This is a genomic window from Streptomyces sp. NPDC052721, assembly GCF_040678315.1.
GTDB lineage: Bacteria > Actinomycetota > Actinomycetes > Streptomycetales > Streptomycetaceae > Streptomyces.
Genome location: NZ_JBFATL010000016.1, coordinates 95,458 through 113,538, shown reverse-complemented (window position 1 = coordinate 113,538; position 18,081 = coordinate 95,458). Strand labels below are relative to the sequence as shown.

The window sequence follows — 18,081 nt, the reverse complement described above, 5'->3', positions numbered from 1 at the left end:
TCAGACCGGCGGCGCTCCGGCCGTCCCCCGGACGACCGGCTTGGGATCCGACTCCGCTTCCCTGGGCTCCAGTTCGGGGTCCTCCAGGCGCTGGACGGCGAACCGGACGGCGTGTTCGGCCATCAGCCAGGTCAGCGCCATCAAGAAGCCCATGGCGCTGGGGTCGTTGCCGGCGACGACGGCCGTCGGCAGCGGCGTACCCGCGTCCCGTTCGGCGAGCAGCATCCGCCCCGCCGTCCGCTCCCTGGAGACCGGGGGCGCCGTCGTCACCGTCGGCATGAAGCCCCGTCCCGCGCTCTACGGAGGCACCGCGTGAAGATCGCCCTCGACCCGTACATGTTCCGCGCCCTGCCGATCGACGACATGGTGCGCACGCTGGCTGGACTCCGCGCGACGACTTCACGCCGTTCTTCCTGCACCCGTGGGCGGACGACACCCGGGTGGTGAAGCTGAAGAAGTCCCTGCGCGCGCACGGCGTACGGCTCTCCTCGGTACTGCCCCTCTACAAGTGGTCCTCGCCCGACGAGGAGGAGCGGCAGGCTGCCGTCCGCTACTGGAAGCGGATGATCGAGATCACCGCGGTGGACATCGGGCAGGGCGAGGTCGACCGGGACGCCTTCTTCGGCACTGCGGGAACTGGAGTTCGACGCGTGGCCACGGCCTGTGTGTTCGCCTGGGAGGAGCGGGCCCGGGAGTCCTCGGCGTTCATGCTGGAGCGGATCAGCGAGGCACTGGCCGGCTGACCCGTCCGGGGGGGGGCGTGGAGTGCGCCCGTCACCGAGGTGAGCGTGCTCACTCGTGCGGGTGCACCCGGTCCCGCCGTCCGTGGCATACACGGCGGTCCGTCGTTCGGCAGCAGTGTGATGTTTCCGACGCGACGTGATGGACCGGGGGTCGGCGGGCAACGTTCCCCTTCATGCCCCACGCGAACCCCCTGCGGCAGGTGATGTGATGACTGCGGCGACGACCCCGGCGCTCCGGACGCCGCCCGCCCGGACCGGCGCCGTGACCGCCGGGTCCCCCGCACCGGCCGCCCTGCCCTCCCTGCCGTCTCTCACCGGGCTGCGCTGGATGGCGGCGCTGCTGGTGTTCGGGCTGCACGTGCACAACTTCGGCTGGTTCGGCGGCACCGGTGGCCGCCTCGTGTCCTGGGCCTTCGGCGCCGGCGCCACCGGAGTGTCGTTCTTCTTCGTCCTGTCCGGATTCGTACTGACCTGGTCGGCGCGGCCCCGCGACCGGGCGCTCGCCTTCTGGCGGCGGCGCGTCGCCCGGATCTACCCGGTGCACCTGGCCACCCTCGCCGTCGCGCTCCTCATGGCGTACACGCTGACGCACCAGGCACGGCCGACGGCGAAGCAGACGCTGGCGAACGCGCTGCTGCTGCACTCCTGGTGGCGCCCGTGGTGGCAGACGCTGAACCCGGTGAGCTGGTCGCTGGCCTGCGAGGCGTTCTTCTACGCCGCCTTCCCGCTGCTGATCCTGCTGCTGCGCCGGCTCGGAGCGCGCGGCTCGGCCGCGCTGGGCGGGCTGTCGATGGCGGCGGTCCTGGTACTGGCCCGGGCGGACGCCCACCACTGGTGGACCTACTCGATCTACTCGTTCCCCGCCGCGCGGCTGCCCGAGTTCGTGCTCGGCGCGGTCACCGCGCGGCTGGTGCTGCTCGGCCGCTGGCGCGGACCCGGCCTGGAGGCCTCGCTCGCCCTGGCCGTCATCGGCTACTTCATGGTCCCGCAGGTCACGCCCGGCTACTCCGCCACCGTGTGCACCATCGCCGGGTTCGCCCTGCTCATCCCGGCGGCGGCCGTCGCCGACCTGCGCGGGCTGCCGTCCCTGTGGCGGCGCCGGCGGATGGTCCGGCTCGGGGAGCTGTCGTTCGCCTTCTACATGATCCACCTGCTGGTCCTGCGCGCCGCTACGGAGGTGCTGGGCAGGAAGCCGCACTTCGGCGCCCTGGCGGGGCTGACGGTCACCGCGACGGCGTTCACCGTGTCGCTGGCCCTGTCCTGGGCGCTGTACGAGGGGGTGGAGCGCCCGGCACGGCGCCTGCTGCTGCGCCGCCGTCCTTCTTCGCAGCCGGACCCGGTACCGGTCCGCCGGGAGGCCCCGGCACCGGCGCGCGACTGATCCCCGCGGTCACGGCCGGTCGCACGCACGGGTGACGTCCGCAACAGCGAGGAGAGTCCCGCGGGTTTCGGGGTAGGCGGCCCACCGACACCGGCCCGGCGGCACACGACGGCGGGCCGGCACCACGTGAACGCACCGAAGGAGCCGAATCGCCGTGCGCGGGAAGCAGACCGGGACGAGCCGGCGGCCGAGGACGGCCGGGCCGTGCCCTGCGCCTGCCCCTGCCCGTCGACGGGTCCGCGCCGCGACGGAACACAACGCTCCGCATCGCGGCACGGAGTCCCGCGGCACAGCCCGTGCCGCGAGCCACAGCCTGGCAGCCCACGGCCCGGCCGGTACGCGGCACCACGACAGCCCGGCCCCAGCCTCGCACCACAGCACGGCGACCCACGGCCCCGCCCCTACCCCGCACCACAACACAGCGGCGTACAACCCGGCCCGCGGCACGGAGTCCCGCGGCACAGCCCGTGCCGCGAGCCACAGCGTGGCAGCCCACGGCCCGGCCGGTACGCGGCACCACGACAGCCCGGCCCCAGCCTCGCACCACAGCACGGCGGCCCACGGCCCCGCCCCTACCCCGCACCACAACGCAGCGGCGTACAACCCGGCCCGCCCGGCGCCCCCGTCCCCCGGACGCCCCGTCCGGGACGGCACCCGGCGTCTCGGGCGACCGGCCGCGCCGGCACTGACGGCCGCGGCTCCGGTCCCCCACACCAATGCGGGGCCGCCTCCGGCCTACCGACCGGCGCGGCGGCCGGCGGCACGGCCAGTACCGATGGCGTCCGCCCGATGTCCCCGGCCAAACGACGCTGACCTGGGGAAAGTTGCCATGGACGCGGTGTCGGGACCGGGTTTGGCCCGGTCGGACGGCGAGAGCTACGGTGGGCGGTCGGCAATGATCGGTTCGGGGAGCCGGCCGGCCGGCGGACCTGGCTGTGCGAGAGGAGAGGATGAGAGTGCCCGAGCAGGACACGGCCGAATCGGCCCCGCAGGTGGTGAGTTCCTTCCTGGAACGGCGCAAGGAGCAGATCGCCCAGCGCTGGGCCGACGCCCCCCTGTTCCGCTCGGTCTTCACCGTCTCCCGCGACGAGGCGGTCGAGGCGTGCAAGGCCGTGGTGGACGCGCTGTCCGAGGTGGCCGTCAGCGGACGGCTGGAGGACATCGGGGCGCCCGGCTTCACGCCGGTGCGTGACCAGTTGGGGCGCATGACCCAGACCCGGACCCGCACCGGATCCACCCCGGCCCAGATCGCCGACGAGGTGGCCGGCCTGCGCGTCCCCGTGGTCGATCTGCTCCGCGAGGAGTTCGCCGACCCCGCCACCCCGCAGGCCCAGGAGTGCGTGATGGCGCTGACGCTGCTGCTGGGCACGCTGCGCCTGGTGGTGATGGAGACGGCGCTGGACGCGAACGCCGAGCTGATCGAGCGGCAGCGCCAGCAGCTGCTCGAAGTGGCCACCCCCGTCATCAAGTTGTGGGAGGGCACGGTCGCCGTACCGCTGATCGGGACGCTGGACAGCGCGCGCAGCCAGGTCGTGATGGAATCGCTGCTGGAGGCCATCGTCGACCAGCGGGCCCGGTACGCCATCCTGGACATCACCGGTGTGCCGACGGTCGACTCGCTCGTCGCGCAGCACCTGATGAAGACGGTGGCCGCGGCGCGTCTGATGGGCGCGGAGTGCATCGTGTCGGGAATCCGTCCGGCCATCGCGCAGACCATCGTGCAGCTCGGCATCGACCTGGGCTCGGTGCTCACCCGCGCCTCGCTGTCCGACGCGCTGGCCTACGCGCTGGGCAAGCAGGGCATCGAGGTGTCCCGTGCGGACGCGGGTGCGAGCGCCCGGTGAACCAGCCCACTCCCGCCCAGCCGTCCCAGGTCCCGGTGCTCGCCCTGGGCGACATTCTGCTGGTCTCCCTGCAGGGCGAGCTGCACGACGGTATGGCCGAGCAGTTGCAGCACGACATCACCGAACGCATCGCCACCAGCCGGGTGACCGGTGTGGTCCTCGACATCTCCGGCGTGGACATCGTCGACTCGTTCCTCGGCCGGGTCCTCGCGGAGATCGCGTCCACGGCCAGCCTGCTGGCGGCCCGTACGGTCCTGGCCGGCATGCGGCCCGCCGTGGCGATCACCCTGGTCGAGCTGGGGCTCACCCTGCCCGGCCTGGTCACCGCCCTGGACGTCGACCGTGCCATGGAACTGCTGTCCCAGAGGGGGAGCTGATGCAGTCGTCCGGCCAGGCTTCCGTGACGAGCCTGCCCATCGGCTCGGACGCGGATCTGGCCTGGGTCCGGCAGCAGGTGCGGCAGTGCGCGGCGCAGCTCGGCTTCGGTCTGGTGCAGCAGACCAAGCTGGTCACGGCGGCGAGCGAGCTGGCCCGCAACACGCTGGTGCACGGCGGCGGCGGGCGGGCGGAGATCACGCCGCTGGACAACGGCCGCAGCCGCGGTCTGCGCATGTGTTTCATCGACAGCGGCCCGGGCATCCGCGACCTGGAACTGGCCATGACCGACGGGTACACCACCGGCGGCGGCCTCGGACTCGGGCTGAGCGGAGCGAAGCGGCTGGTGCACGAGTTCAGCGTGGACACCGAGCCCGGCCGGGGCACGACCGTCACCGCCGTCGCCTGGGTCGCCCAGGTGCCCGCGTCGCGTCCGGGGGTGGGATGAGCCGGGTATGGGAGATCCCGGTGCACGACTCCACGCGTGTCCGGGACGCCCGGATCGCGGCCCGTGAGGCGTGCGGACAGGCGGGCCTCGCCGCCCCGCGCACGGCCGCCGCCGAGCTGGTGGCCACCGAGCTGGCCACCAATCTGCTCAGACACGCGGGCGGGGGCCGCATGGTGGTCAACCTGGTGATGCCGCCGGGCGGCGGGGAGGACATGTCGGTGCAGCTGTTCTCGCTCGACCACGGTCCGGGCATCGCGGACGTCGGCGCCGCGCGGCGGGACGGCTGGTCCACCGCCGCCGGCTCGCTCGGCGCGGGTCTGGGCGGCTGTCAGCGCAGCGCCAACGCCTTCCACCTGTACAGCCTGCCGGGCCGGGGGACGGTGGCGGCGGCGCGGATCGACCCCGAGCCCGGCCGGCGCGGGACACCGGCGGCACCGGTGCCGGCGGGCGGGATCACGATCGCCCTCGCGCAGGCCGAGCAGAGCGGTGACGCGTGGAGCTGGGTGCGCTGCGGGAGTCTGCTGACGCTGCTGCTCGCGGACGGTCTGGGGCACGGTCCGAAGGCCGCGCACGCCTCCGCCGCTGCGGTGGCGGAGCTGCGCCGCACCGCGCATCTGCCGCCGGCGGACATCCTGCGCCGGCTGCACACCGCGCTGCGGCCCACCCGGGGCGCGGCGGTCACGGTGGCCCAGGTGGACACGGACCGGGCGGAACTGAGTTTCGCGGGCGTCGGCAACGTCGGCGCCCGGGTGCGCACCGGGGACTCCTGGACGTCCCTCGTCTCCCATCCGGGGATCGTCGGCGCGTACTTCCCGGCGCAGGTTCCGGTGCGCCGGGTGCCGTGGCGCCCGGACAGCCTGCTCGTCGTGCACAGTGACGGGCTGCCCAGCCGATGGCGGCCTCCGGAGGACCCCCGGCTGCTCGCCCACGACCCGTCGGTGGTGGCCGCGGCCATCCTGCGCGACGCGGGCAGCCCGGCCCGCCCCGCACGCGACGACACCAGCGTGGCCGTACTGGCCCCCGACCGCCGGACCAGCGCCCATGACAGCCGCCTCTGAGAACTGGACCATCGCCTCCGCCGCCGACGCGGCCCGCGCCCGTGCCCTGCTGGCGCGGCTCACCGCGGACGCCGGGATGCCCGCGCTCGACCGCGCCCGCTTCCTGACCGCGCTCGGCGCCCGGCTGCGCCGTGCCCTCGGCACCGGCGGCGCGGACCTGGCCGTGACCGCCGAGGCGGGCGGGAAGCTGCGGGTCGCCCTGGGCGGTCCGCAGCCGTGGCGGCACACGCTCGTCTGCCCCGCCCCCGTGACCGGCCCGCTGCCCGGCCTGGACGACGCCCCGCTCGCCGAGGCCCTGCTGGGCGCCGACGAGGACACCGCCGCGCTGCTGGCGCGCCTGGCGGAGACGGAGAAGCTGCTGCGGTTCCACCGGGAGGAGCTGCACCAGACCAACCAGGGGGTGCTGGCGCTGCACGCCGAGCTGGAGGCGGCGGCGCTGGCGCAGCGCGAACTCCTCGACGCGGAGCGGGCGGCGCGCGCGGAGGCGGAGAAGGCCCGCAGTCTGCTGACGTTCCTGGCCAACGCGAGCGCGGTGCTGAACGCCTCCCTGGACCACGAGGACATCCTGCGCCGGCTGCCCGAGCTGCTGGTCCCGGAGTACGCGCGGCACGTCGACGTCTGGCTCGTGGACGACGAGCGGATCCCGTCGGCCGAGCGGGCGGCGGCCACGGTCACGGCGGCGCGCACCGGCCGTCCGCAGCACGCGGGCCCCCACCCCGGTGACCTCCCCGGCGTGGACGACCTGCCGGCCTCCGCGCTCTCCCCGGACCGGCCGCTGCTGTGCCTGCCGCTCGGCGCCCGCACCGTGCAGGGGGTGCTGACGCTGTCGGCGCCCGGTGAGCGTTTCGACCCGGACACCACCGTGATGCTGCTGGAACTGGCCCGGCGGGCGGGCATCGCCCTGGACAACGCCCGCCAGTACGAACAGCACCGGGACGTGGCCGAGGCCCTGCAACGGGCCCAGCTGACCGAACTGCCGACCACCCCGGGCCTCGACCTGGCCGCGCGCTATCTGCCGGCGACGCACGGTCTGAACATCGGCGGCGACTGGTACGACGCCTTTCCGCAGCCGGACGGCAGTGTGCTGGCGGTGATAGGGGACGTCACGGGGCACGGGCTGCGCGCGGCGGTGATCATGGGCCAGCTGCGGACCGCGCTGCGCGCCTACGCCGTGGAGGGCAACGGCCCGGCGCGCATCCTCACCCTGTTGCACCGGATGCTCCGCCATCAGCAGCCGGAGCTGTACGCGACCTGCGCGATCGCCCGGTTCACGCCCGGGGAGCCGGGGGTGGTGTGGGCGGCGGCCGGGCATCCGCCGGCCATCGCGCGCGGGCCGCACGGCGAGGTGCGGGTGCTGGAGGGCAGACCGGGGATCATGCTGGGGGTTCCGATGGCGTTCTCGTACGAGGAGCACACCCTTCAGCTGCCGGTGGGCTCGACGCTCGCGCTGTACACGGACGGTCTGGTGGAGCGGCGGTCGGCCGGGATCGACGCGGGCATCGACCGGCTCGCCCAGGCCATGGGGGCACTGGGCCGTTCGGATCTGGCGGATCTGGACGGGGCGGCCGACGCGCTGCTGAAGCCGATGCTGCACGACTCGGAACACGACGACGACATCTGCCTGCTGCTGTGCCGCACCACGTCGGAGTGAACAGCCGTGCGCCGGCTCCTGGCGTGCGGAGCCGGCGCGGGGCCGACGCTCTGGCGACGGGTCCGGACGACTGTCCGAAGACCGTCAGGCGGCGGACGGGAAGCGTTCCCAGACCCGGTGGGCGCCGAGCAGCTGGGTGAGCCGCTGGAGCGCGGCGGTGGCGCTGTCGTCGGCGATGACACCGGGCGCCTCCAGCGGGATGCCGGCCGCCTCCAGGGCGCTCTGGCCGCCCTTGGCGGCGCCGATGGCCTTCCCGTGCCGGAAGGCCTCCGCCAGCAGCAGCCCCACCCGCGGGTCGGGGGTGGCCTGGTGGCCGTTGGGCCGGCCTGCCTTGGCGTCCCGGGCGCCGTAGGCGTCGGCGCCCACGCCGGGGGTGCCGGCCACCAGCAGCGCGTCGAACTCCACGGAACGGGCGGTGGCGTAGGTCCGCTGGACGGTGAGGGCGTCCGCGCCGTCGCCGAGGGTGCCGCCGGCCGGTGCGACGATCAGTGGGACCATGCCGCCGTCCAGGATCTCCTGGCGTACGGCCCGTACGCCGTCCAGGTCGCCGTCGGGGCCGGTGACGATGCCGATGATCCGGCCGTCGGTGGGCCAGGTGTGCCCGACCTGGGAGAGGGCGGGGCTGGGCTCGACGTCGGCGAGCGGCACGGTGGGCGCGGGGGCGGGCAGGCCGAGGCCGGCGGCGACGCCCTCGCACAGTTCCGGGTCGATGTTGGCCAGGACCCGCAGGGCCCGTTCCCTGATGGCCTGTTCGTAGCACTTGCCGAGTTCGAAGGTGTAGGCGCCGATGATGTGCTCGCGCTCGGGCGGGCTCATGCTGAGCCAGAACCGGCGCGGCTGGCTGAAGTGGTCGTCGAACGACTCGGGTGCCTCACGCACCTTGGTCGCCTCCGGGATGCGCACGGGCGTCTCGACGTACGCGCCGTCGAGGCCGGCGCCGGGCGTGAACGGGCAGCCGCCGTCGAGGGAGTTGGGGCGGTAGGGGGCCACGCCCCGGTGCACGGCGGTCTGGTGCATGCCGTCGCGCAGCATGTCGTTGACGAGGGCGTGCGGCCGGTTGATGGGCAGCTGCGGGAAGTTGGGGCCGCCGAGCCGGGTGATCTGGGTGTCCAGGTAGGAGAAGAGCCGGCCGGCGAGCAGCGGGTCGTCGGTGATGTCGATGCCGGGGACGAGGTGGCCGACGTGGAAGGCGACCTGCTCGGTCTCGGCGAAGAAGTTCGACGGGTTGCGGTTGAGGGTGAGCAGCCCGATCGGCTGCACGGGGGCCAGTTCCTCGGGGACGATGTTCGTCGGGTCCAGCAGGTCGATGCCCTCGAAGGTCTGGTCGGGGGTGTCGGGGAAGGTCTGGATGCCGAACTCCCACTGCGGGTAGGCGCCCGCCTCGATGGCGTCGGCGAGGTCCCGGCGGTGGAAGTCGGGGTCGACGCCGTTGATGATCTGGGCCTCCTCCCACACCAGGGAGTGCACGCCCAGCTTCGGCTTCCAGTGGAACTTGACCAGGGTGGTCCCGCCGTCGGCGTTCACCAGGCGGAAGGTGTGGACGCCGAAGCCCTCCATCGTGCGGTACGAGCGCGGGATGCCCCGGTCGGACATGTTCCACAGGGTGTGGTGGGTGGCCTCGGTGTGCAGGGTGACGAAGTCCCAGAAGGTGTCGTGGGCGCTCTGCGCCTGCGGGATCTCCCGGTCCGGGTGCGGCTTGCCGGCGTGGATGACGTCCGGGAACTTGATGGCGTCCTGGATGAAGAACACCGGGATGTTGTTGCCGACGAGGTCGAAGACGCCCTCGCTGGTGTAGAACTTGGTCGCGAAGCCCCGGGTGTCGCGGACGGTGTCGGAGGAGCCGCGGGAGCCGAGCACGGTGGAGAACCGGACGAACACCGGTGTCTCGACGTCCTCGGCGAGGAAGGCCGCCTTGGTCACGTGGGCGGCGGTGCCGTAGCTGCGGAAGACGCCGTGCGCGCCGGCGCCGCGGGCGTGGACCACGCGCTCGGGGATGCGCTCGTGGTCGAAGTGCATGACCTTCTCGCGCAGGTGGTGGTCCTGGAGGAGCACCGGGCCACGGGGGCCCGCCTTGAGGGAGTGGTCGGTGTCGTACAGCCGGGTGCCCTGGGCGTTGGTCAGGTAGCTTCCGCTCTGCGCCGTCCGCGCCTGGTCGGCGCCGGTCGGCTGCCCGGTCGGCGAGACGGTGTCCGGGCCGGTCTGGTCGGGCTTGGGCGGGTACGGCTCATGGGGGTCGGTCGGCTCGTCGACCGGCGGCGACTTGGGTCCCGGCTTGCCGGGGATGCCGTCCTCGGGGCCCGCCGGCCCGCCCTGCAGGGCGTCCGCCACCTTGTCCGCCGCTCGCTTCAGGGGGTTCGTCTCGCTCATCAGTTCCAATTCCTTCGCTGGTCACGGGGCGGGCCGGGCAGGGGCGAGGTGGGCGTCCGAGGCGCGGCGGCCCACGCCGGGGCATGCGGCCGACACCAGGGACGTACCGGGCGAACGTCGAATGAAAGGGGTACGACCGGGCTCGTACCGAGGTCCCCGGGCCGGGGCGTCCGAAACCGGGAATCACGGGGATTTCCGGTCGGGGTGAAGTCGGGCCGTCTCCTATCGAGTTGCCGGGGCGGGAGGCCCGCCGGACGCTGGTCCGGACCCGGGGACCACCGGCAGGGCCAAGGGCCCCCTGCCGAGGACGTGTTGATCGGCAGGGCCGGCTTCTTGACCCGGGGCGGGCGGTCACCCGGCGGCCGCCCGCACAGGCCACCCTAGGCGCTGACCCCGTCCGGCGCAGGTCGGGACGGGCCTGGGGGTACGGCCCCTCGGCCGCCGGTCACGGGCGCGCCGCGACCCGGAAGGTCTCCAGGGAGGAGTCCGCCGCGTCCGGGATGAGGAAGCCGTGGGCGACACCGCTGCGCAGGTAGTCGACGACCTCGGCGGTGATCACCTCGCCCGGCGCCACGACCGGAACGCCCGGCGGGTAGGGGCTGATGGTCTCGGCGGCGACCCGGCCCACGGCCCGCTCGGCGGGCACCTGTTCGGCGGGGCCGAAGAAGGCGTCGCGGGGCAGCACCGCCTGTTCCAGTTCCAGGGCGTGGGGCTCGGGCAGGTGCACGGCGGGCTGCCGCTCGATGGTGTCCGCCCGTTCCACCAGCGAGCTCACGGACTCCACGAGGAGTTTCTCGGTCTCCTCGTCGTCGGAGTGGGTGATGGAGGCGCTGATCCGGCAGGTGTCCGAGCCGCCCACGTCGATGTGGCAGTTCGCGCGCAGCCACTCGGCCGCCTGCATGCCGCTGATGCCGAGGTCCCGGACGTCCACGACGATCTTCAGGGGGTCGAACTCGGCGGCCAGGCCCTCCTCGATGATTTCCCCGCCCATCACCCGCAGCCCGGTGAGTTCCCGCAGCCGGGCCCGGACGCGCTCGGCGCGGTGCAGCGCCGCGTCCAGGAGGCCGTGTCCCTGTTCGACCATCTGCCGCCGCCAGCCGTCGAGGGTCGCGTAGACCAGGGAGGAGGCGCTGGTGGTGCCGAGCAGGTCCTCGCGCTGTTTGAGCACGGTGGGCGAGACCCGGTCGTGCTGGAGGTGGAACACCGAGCTCTGCTCGATGGCGCCGCCCATCTTGTGGACGCTGGTGACGACCAGGTCGGCGTCCGCGTCCATGCCCCAGGCGGGCAGGCCCGGGTGGAAGGGGAGGTGGGCGCCCCATGCCTCGTCCACGATGAGCGGGACGTCGAAGGCGTGGCAGGCGTCGGCGACCGCGCGCACGTCGGCGCAGGTGCCCCAGTCGGTGGGCGTGATCAGCAGCATGCCCCTGGCGTCGGGGTGTTCGCGCAGCCGGTTGCGCACGTCGTCGGCCTCGGGCGGATGGGCCATGTACCGTTCGGCGTCGAACTTGGGGTGGACCCAGATCGGCTCCACGCCGTTGATGATCACCGCCGCGATGACCGACTTGTGGGCGTTGCGGGACAGCAGCAGCTTCTCCCCCGGTCCGGCGACCGAGCACATCGCGGTCTTCACGGACAGGGAGCTGCCGCAGGTGGAGAAGAAGGCGTGCTCGGCGCCGACCGCGTCCGCCATCAGCTCCTGGGCCTGCTCCAGCACGCCCTGTGACTGGCGGCGGTCGTCCAGCCCGTTGAGGCTGAGCACGTCCGAGCGGAAGACGTCCAGACCGAGGATCTCGGCCACCCGGGGATCGGTACCGCGGCCCTGTTTGTGCCCGGGTGGCCCGTACGCCACGTCTCCTCGCCGCCGGAACTCCTGCAGAGCCTCCAGGACGGGTACGCGTGAGTGATCCATGGCTGTCCTCCTGAGCTGGTCGGTGCCGCATCCATCGTGTTGCACCGGCCGGGCTCCCCAAACACGCGGCCGGTGTCAGGGGGCCGTTCGGTGGAACCCGGGCCGGCACGGAACACGCCCGCCGAACCCCAGGAGGTCTCGTGTCGCTGTACCAGCGGATCCGGGAGGAGACCGCGCGCCGCGCCGACGCGCTGTGGAGCGTGGCGACGGCCCTGCACGCCGATCCGGAGACCGCGTTCGCCGAGCACCGGGCGGCGAAGCTGCTCACGGGGGAGCTGGAGCGCGCGGGGTTCGCGGTGCGACGGGAGGCCGCGGGGCTGCCGACCGCGTTCACGGCACGCTCGGGCGAGGGCCGGCCGGTGGTCGCCTTCCCCTTGGAGTACGACGCCCTGCCCGGGCTCGGGCACGCCTGCGGGCACAACCTGATCGCGGCGGCGGGCCTCGGGGCGGCCCTCGTGACGGAGGCCGTGCGGGACGGCACCGGGGGCACGGTCCTGGCGGTGGGCACGCCGGCCGAGGAGGGCGGTGGCGGCAAGGCCCTGGAGGTGGAGGCTGGGGTCTTCGACGGGGTGGACGCGGCTCTGATGTTCCACCCGGGGGTGTACGACTGGGTGCGGGCGCCGCTGACCGCGCAGGTGCAGTACCGGGTCGCCTTCCGGGGCCGGGCCGCGCACCCGACGGGCAACCCGACGGAGGGCATCGACGCGCTCGCGGCGCTGATCGAGCTGTTCAACGTCCTGTCCGCGCTCGGGCGGCGGCTGCCGGAGGGGTCCCATGTGCAGGGGATCATCACCGAGGGCGGTACGGCGACGAACATCGTCCCGGAGTACGCCGAGGGCCGCTTCGGGCTGCGCGCGGTCACGACGGCGGCCCTGGACGAGCTGGCGGAACAGCTGCGCACCGCCGCCGAGGGGGTGGCGCTGGCGACCGGCACGGCCGTCACGGTGGAACGCGCGAGCGTGCGGTACGAGCATTTCCGGGACAGCTCGGTGCTGTCGGAGCGGTTCGCCGGGCACCTGGACCGCGCCGGCATCACGCTCACCGCGCCCACGCCCGGCGTCTACCTGGGCTCCTCCGACATCGGCAACGTCAGCGGCCGGGTGCCCGCCATCCACCCGTTCGTCGCGATCATGGGCGCCGACGGCTCCGACCACACGCCTCAGTTCGCCGAGGCGGCGGCCTCGAAGCGGGCCCGCCGGGTACTGACGGCGGTGGTGGAGGCGCTGGCCTGCACGGCGGTGGACATCCTGCGGGACGCGGATCTGCGGGGCCGGGCGTGGGCGGACCTGCACCTGACGGCGGACTGACGGCGGCCGTGGGCCCGCCGGCCCTGGGCACCGGCCGCCGTGCTCCCGCCCGGCCCGGCGGTGCGACCGCCGTACGGTCGTTCAGCCCGGCCGGCCGCAGCGGACCTCGCGTTCGTCCTCCCTGCCGGCGGCCTCGGCCAGGGTGCGCACGTGCTCCACGGCGGCGGGCAGGGCCCGGCGGACCACCTCGGGCAGCCGGCGGCTCGACGGCCAGTCCACCAGGCAGCGCGCGACCTCCCGCAGTTTGATGTTGGTGTGCTGCGAGATGTGCCGCAGCATCTCCCAGCCCTGCTCCGGACGCAGCCCGCCCACGGTGATGACCACGCCGATCGCCTGGTCGACCAGGGCGTGCGAGCCGAGGGCGTGACGCAGCTGCTCCACCTCCTCCTGAAGCGCCGTCAGCTGGTCCGTCTGCTCGTCAGGTCCGATCATGCGCTCACCCTCCGCAGCCCGGTCGCCGAGCACCAGCCGCCAGGCGAACACCTGGGCAACAGGCCGTACAGAAAACGAAAAACCGCTGGTCGGCGGGCCCTGGAAGCGGGATTCGGGGGCAGCCGGGGGGACATGGACACCCTCACCTTCGACAGCCACGACCTGGACGTGACGGAGGATTTCCTCAGCCGGGCCTACGCCAGGACGCGCATCGCCAGCGGGACGCCCGGCTCGACCCGTGCCCGGATCCACCGCACCGGCATCCCCACGGTGAGTGTCGACGAACTCGCGCTGGACTTCGAGATGGCCTACTCGGTGTCACCGCTGGGCCGGGTCTGCCTGTGCGTCGTGCACGAGGGAACCGTGCGGGACCACGGCTACCAGGGCGTCGAGGACACCTTCGGCCCCGGTGACGTGGTGCTGTTCGCGCCACCGGACCTGCCGTGCGCGGGCCGCGCCTGCAACGCCCGCTGCAACATCACCATGCTGGAGCCCGCGCTGCTCGCCCAGGTGGCCGGGGACGGCTCGCGACCGGTACGGCTGACCGGGCACCGGCCGCGCTCGGCCGCCGCAGCGCGCCATCTCAGCCGTACGATCGCCCATCTGCGGGACGAGGTGCTGTGCGACCCCGAGATCGCGGACCAGCCGCTGATCGCCGCCACGGCCGCCCAGCACCTGGCGGCGAGCGTCCTGAACGCGTTCCCCAACACGGCGCTGGACGAGCCCGACGCCCACGGCGCCGACGCGCACCCGGCGGTGCTGCGCCGCGCGCTCGCCTACATCGACGACCACGCGGACCAGCCCGTCACGGTCGCGGACATCGCCGCCGCGGCCCATGTGACAGTACGGGCGCTGCAGTACGCGTTCCGCCGTCATCTGGACACCACTCCGCTGGCCCAGTTGCGGCGGGTGCGGCTCGCGCACGCCCATCACGAGCTGGTGGCCGCCGGCCCCGGCGAGGTCACGGTGACGGAGATCGCGGCCCGGTGGGGCTTCCACCACCCGGGCCGCTTCGCCTCCCTGTACCGGGACACCTACCGGAGGGCCCCGCACGAGACTCTGGCCGGCGGCTGAACGGCGGCTGACCGGTGTCCCTAAGGGAAGGACGTGACCTTGGACGGGACCGTGTCGCTGCCCGAGGTGGGTGCGCCGGTGCTGTTGACGACGTGCGCGTACTGGCCCTTGCCGCCGAGGGAGATCACCAGCAGGTCGTGCATCTTGATCCCCGGGGTCACGGGCACCTGGAAGCCGTGCGCCTGGACGATCGAGGGATCGGCCGTGTAGTTGCAGTAGCTGCCCAGGCCCCACGCCTCGTGGGTGGTGACGGAGTCGGCCACCTTGTAGGCCGCGTAGCCGGTGATGCCGTCGTGGGTGATGGCGGCGGCGTTCGGGGCGTCGTAGGCCTTCTCGTTCTGGAAGAAGATCGTCCGGCCGTGTTCTCCGCTCCAGTAGACGTCGTACTTGTTGAAGTGCTCCACGAACAGGCCGGTGGCCAGGACGTCGTCGCCGTTCACGCGCAGGCCGTGGTCGGCGCGGTTGGTGTCCCAGCCCACGCCGCTGCCGTGGTCGGCGCGCCAGAGCCAGGTGTGGTCGATGATGACGTCGTCGCTGTTGACCACCACGGAGTTGGTGGCGAGCCCGGGGCCGGCTCCGCCGACGCGGATGAACACGTCCTGCATGGTGGTGGGGTTCGCGGAGTGGTCGGCGGTGGCGCCGGGTGTGCCGATGCGCAGCAGCGTGTCGGAGTTGACCGGGCCCGCGTCGATCAGGAATCCGGCGAGCCGCACGCCGTCGACGTCGGCGACGTGCATCGCGTCGATGCCGTTGTCCGGGACGAGGGTGGCGAGGCCGAGTCCGAGGACGACGGTGTTCGGCCGGGTGACGTCGATGGTCTGGTCGAGGTGGTAGACGCCGGGGGTGAACACGAGGTTGAGGCCCTGGGCGAGGGCCTGGTTGATGGTGGCGGCCGTCGCGCCGGGCTTGACGACGTAGAACTGGTCCAGCGGGAGCGACGTGCCGGCGTTCACGGGCCAGGAGACGCCCCGGGCGTTCGTGCGCCTGGCCGGGACGAACACCTTGTAGGCGGAGCCGTCGAGGTAGAGGAACGGCTTCTCACGGGAGACCGGGGTGGTGTCCAGGGTGGTGTACGGGCCGCTGTCGAAGTCGGTGGCGGGGGCGCCCTGGACTCCGGAGAAGGTCATGTTCCACACGCCGTTGGTCCAGCCGCCGACCGAGCTGTCCCGGGTGTACCACTGCTGCTGGGAGTACGGGCCGACCGTACCGTCGATCTTCGAGTCCGCGATATAGCCGCCGGAGGCCCAGCCGTAGCCGTTGGGGGCGAGGTTCAGGCCGCCCCGCACGTGGATGCGGCGGAACGGCGCGGCCTGGGCGACGGCCCAGCGGTCGGTTCCGCTGACCGGCTTGAGGGCGAGGTTCTCCGCCGAACGCCAGAAGTTCTGGGTGGCGTTGCCGTTGAACCAGCCCGCGTCGACCGTGATGTCCCCGTTGATCTGGGTGTCGTCGGGGTTCAGGCCGAGGCCGGAGACCGCGGTGTAGAAGCCGAGTTGGGCGTTGATGTCGTTGTAGGTGCCGGGCTTGAGCAGGAACTGGTAGCGGCCGGTGCCGAACTGCGCCGACTCCTGCTTGGCGAAGACGTCGTCGAACTTCTGCTGGAGGCCCGGGGTCGAGGGGTCGACGACGATGACGTTCGGGCCGAGGTCGCCGCCGCCCTGGACGGGCGGGACGCCGGTGGTGCCGGTGTGCACGGCGACCTCCCACAGGGAGTAGCCGTAGCCGGTGCCGCGGGCGGTGCCGAGGATCCGGACGTACCGGCCGGAGCCGCCGACGCCGTAGGACGCCGTACCGCCGGTCGCCCCGGTGACGGTCTTGAGGGTGTTCCAGCTCTGCCCGTCGGAGGAGGCCTGGATCTGGAAGTCCTTGCCGTAGGCGGCCTCCCAGTTCAGGTCCACCTCGCACAGGTCCTGGACGGAGCCGAGGTCGACGCGGAGCCACTGCGGGTCGGCGGCCTGGCTGGACCAGCGGGTCCCGGTGTCGCCGTCGAAGGCGGCGGAGGCGGGCGTGCCGGCGTTCTCGGTCGAGGAGGCCGTGGCGGGCCTGCCCTGGGCGGCGTTCGCGGTGCCGCAGCCCGCCTGGGCGCCGTCCGTCGTGCCGAACACCTGCAACTCCCAGAGGGAGTAGCCCCAGGGGGTGGCCCGGTGCACGCCGAGCATCCGTACGTAGCGGCCCTGGCCGGACACGTCGAGCGTGTCGGTGCCGCCGTCGGAGCCGGTGACGGACTTCAGGTCGGTCCAGGTGCTCCCGTCCCCGGATATCTGGATCTTGTAGTCCTTGCCGTAGGCGGCCTCCCAGTTCAGGACGACCCGGGTGACGGTGGCGGTGCTCCCGAGGTCGACCCGGACCCACTGGTCGTCGCTCGCGACCGAGGACCAGCGGGTCCCGGTGTCACCGTCGACGGCTTCGGCGGCGGCGGTGCCGCTGTTCTCCTCGGACGACGCGGTGGCGGACTTCCCCTGGGACAAGGGGAGTTCGGCGGTGGCGGCCGAGGGGTGCGTGGTGGGCAGGGCGAGCAGCGCGGCCGTCGCGGCCAGCGCTGCGCCCAGGGATCTCAGTCTCATGCGACGGCTCCAGACGTGTGGGGGTTCAACGGGCGCACCCCCTGACTTAGTTCATGCTTTGATTTAAGTGGTGAACCAACCGGGCCACAAGCCTTCGGACACCAGATCCTTCGACTGCCGCACCGGAGCACGCCGGTGGCTGCCCCCGGCCGGGGTGAACGGCAGCGTCTGTTCGGCAGCGGTGCGTCCGCCGCCGACGGTGCCGCCGGTAACATCCGTCCAGGTACGCGGCGGAGTGGTCTCGGCGAGCCGGCCCGCGGTCGCGGAGAGGCCTAGCACGAGGCCGCTGTAGCGGTTGACGAGGCGGTAGGTGCCCTCGGCGGAGCCGGGGATCACGAACCACTGCTGTCCGGCGGTCGGCCCGGCGGCGCGGGCCGCGGTGACCGTGGGCCCGGCGCCCCAGGCGCGGCCCGCCGCCCTCGCGGAGTCGACGCCCAGCAGCCGGCCGGTCGCCGCGTTGACGAGGGTGAAGACGCCGTCGCCCGTGGGCGTGAAGGACCACGACTCACGGACAGGCCGGCGGCGGGCCGCGCGGAGGCGGGGAAGGGGGTTCGGGTGGAGGAACCGGAGTTCGCCGTGCTGCTCAGGGGTGTGGGTGAGCGCCGGAGGGACGTCGTACAGGCTCTGCGGGCCGTCACCGGCCTGAGTGCCTGGCGGAGCGCACAGCTGTTGGCCGCCGCTCCGGCACCGGTCGTCGGGGGAACCTGGTTCGAGGCGGCCGTCCGGGCCGCGGCGCGGCTGCGCGAGGCCGGAGCAGACGTGGACGTGGTCTGCGGAGGGTGCGCGCGCACGCTGCCGCCGGGCGGGCGTCCGTTGCGTCCCGGCCCGTGCGCCTCGCGCTACTGGCCCGCCTCCGGCTGCCGCGCGAGCCGGTCCTGAGGCACGCGGCCGGGTACGCCGTGCACCGGCACGCCCCCTGTGCGAAGGGTGG

The 18,081-nt window shown here is 73.4% G+C and carries 14 protein-coding genes and 2 pseudogenes; 10 read left to right on the top strand and 6 right to left on the bottom strand.

Features of this window, described 5'->3' with window-relative positions; genetic code table 11:
• Positions 1-231, bottom strand: a pseudogene (locus AB0L21_RS17815) (LacI family transcriptional regulator); the annotation flags it as partial.
• Between the two features lie 81 nt (positions 232-312).
• Between AB0L21_RS17815 and AB0L21_RS17810 the strand changes: the two are divergent.
• The 7 genes and pseudogenes from AB0L21_RS17810 to AB0L21_RS17780 all read left to right on the top strand — a co-directional run bounded on the left by AB0L21_RS17810 (position 313) and on the right by AB0L21_RS17780 (position 7,500).
• Positions 313-743: pseudogene (locus AB0L21_RS17810) on the top strand (TIM barrel protein).
• 208 nt (positions 744-951) lie between these two features.
• Entirely contained in the window at positions 952-2,124 is a 1,173-nt protein-coding gene (locus AB0L21_RS17805; RefSeq protein ID WP_365705880.1) for an acyltransferase, read from the top strand.
• Positions 2,125-3,074: 950 nt separating this feature from the next.
• Positions 3,075-3,968, top strand: a complete 894-nt coding sequence (locus AB0L21_RS17800) for an STAS domain-containing protein (protein ID WP_365705878.1) — start codon at positions 3,075-3,077, stop codon at positions 3,966-3,968.
• On the top strand, positions 3,965-4,345 hold the full coding sequence (locus tag AB0L21_RS17795) for an STAS domain-containing protein (RefSeq protein WP_030640693.1): 381 nt from the start codon (positions 3,965-3,967) through the stop codon (positions 4,343-4,345). The genes AB0L21_RS17800 and AB0L21_RS17795 overlap by 4 nt, the downstream gene beginning before the upstream one ends.
• Positions 4,345-4,791, top strand: coding sequence for an ATP-binding protein (locus AB0L21_RS17790; protein ID WP_365705874.1), 447 nt, complete (start codon positions 4,345-4,347; stop codon positions 4,789-4,791). Before AB0L21_RS17795 ends, AB0L21_RS17790 begins: the two co-directional genes overlap by 1 nt.
• A complete protein-coding gene (locus tag AB0L21_RS17785; RefSeq protein ID WP_365705872.1) occupies positions 4,788-5,849 on the top strand; it encodes a SpoIIE family protein phosphatase in 1,062 nt (353 codons plus the stop codon). The genes AB0L21_RS17790 and AB0L21_RS17785 overlap by 4 nt, the downstream gene beginning before the upstream one ends.
• Complete coding sequence (locus AB0L21_RS17780; protein ID WP_365784944.1) at positions 5,833-7,500, top strand: SpoIIE family protein phosphatase; 1,668 nt, start codon at positions 5,833-5,835, stop codon at positions 7,498-7,500. The genes AB0L21_RS17785 and AB0L21_RS17780 overlap by 17 nt, the downstream gene beginning before the upstream one ends.
• Positions 7,501-7,584: 84 nt before the next feature.
• On the opposite strand, the gene AB0L21_RS17775 is transcribed toward AB0L21_RS17780, so the two are convergent.
• Complete coding sequence (locus AB0L21_RS17775; protein WP_365784942.1) at positions 7,585-9,867, bottom strand: catalase; 2,283 nt, start codon at positions 9,865-9,867, stop codon at positions 7,585-7,587.
• Between the two features lie 445 nt (positions 9,868-10,312).
• Entirely contained in the window at positions 10,313-11,776 is a 1,464-nt protein-coding gene (locus AB0L21_RS17770; protein ID WP_365784940.1) for an ornithine decarboxylase, read from the bottom strand.
• 140 nt (positions 11,777-11,916) lie between these two features.
• Here AB0L21_RS17770 and AB0L21_RS17765 point away from each other — a divergent pair, with 140 nt between their 5' ends.
• Positions 11,917-13,083 carry an amidohydrolase gene (locus tag AB0L21_RS17765; RefSeq protein ID WP_365784938.1) on the top strand — a complete coding sequence of 389 codons (1,167 nt, stop codon included), beginning with the start codon at positions 11,917-11,919 and terminating at the stop codon, positions 13,081-13,083.
• 81 nt (positions 13,084-13,164) lie between these two features.
• Here the strand turns inward: AB0L21_RS17765 and AB0L21_RS17760 are convergent, their stop codons facing one another.
• Positions 13,165-13,515, bottom strand: coding sequence for an ANTAR domain-containing protein (locus AB0L21_RS17760; protein ID WP_365784936.1), 351 nt, complete (start codon positions 13,513-13,515; stop codon positions 13,165-13,167).
• 132 nt (positions 13,516-13,647) lie between these two features.
• Between AB0L21_RS17760 and AB0L21_RS17755 the strand changes: the two genes are divergently transcribed.
• Positions 13,648-14,589 (top strand): helix-turn-helix transcriptional regulator, encoded by a 942-nt coding sequence (locus AB0L21_RS17755; RefSeq protein ID WP_365784934.1) that lies wholly within the window; start codon positions 13,648-13,650, stop codon positions 14,587-14,589.
• 20 nt (positions 14,590-14,609) lie between these two features.
• On the opposite strand, the gene AB0L21_RS17750 is transcribed toward AB0L21_RS17755, so the two are convergent.
• Positions 14,610-17,150, bottom strand: coding sequence for a discoidin domain-containing protein (locus AB0L21_RS17750; protein ID WP_365784932.1), 2,541 nt, complete (start codon positions 17,148-17,150; stop codon positions 14,610-14,612).
• Between the two features lie 63 nt (positions 17,151-17,213).
• Complete coding sequence (locus AB0L21_RS17745; RefSeq protein WP_365784995.1) at positions 17,214-17,771, bottom strand: RICIN domain-containing protein; 558 nt, start codon at positions 17,769-17,771, stop codon at positions 17,214-17,216.
• Between AB0L21_RS17745 and AB0L21_RS17740 the strand changes: the two genes are divergently transcribed.
• A complete protein-coding gene (locus AB0L21_RS17740) occupies positions 17,706-18,029 on the top strand; it encodes a ribosomal protein L7/L12 (protein ID WP_365705856.1) in 324 nt (107 codons plus the stop codon). The genes AB0L21_RS17745 and AB0L21_RS17740 overlap by 66 nt on opposite strands.
• Positions 18,030-18,081: the final 52 nt, after the last annotated feature.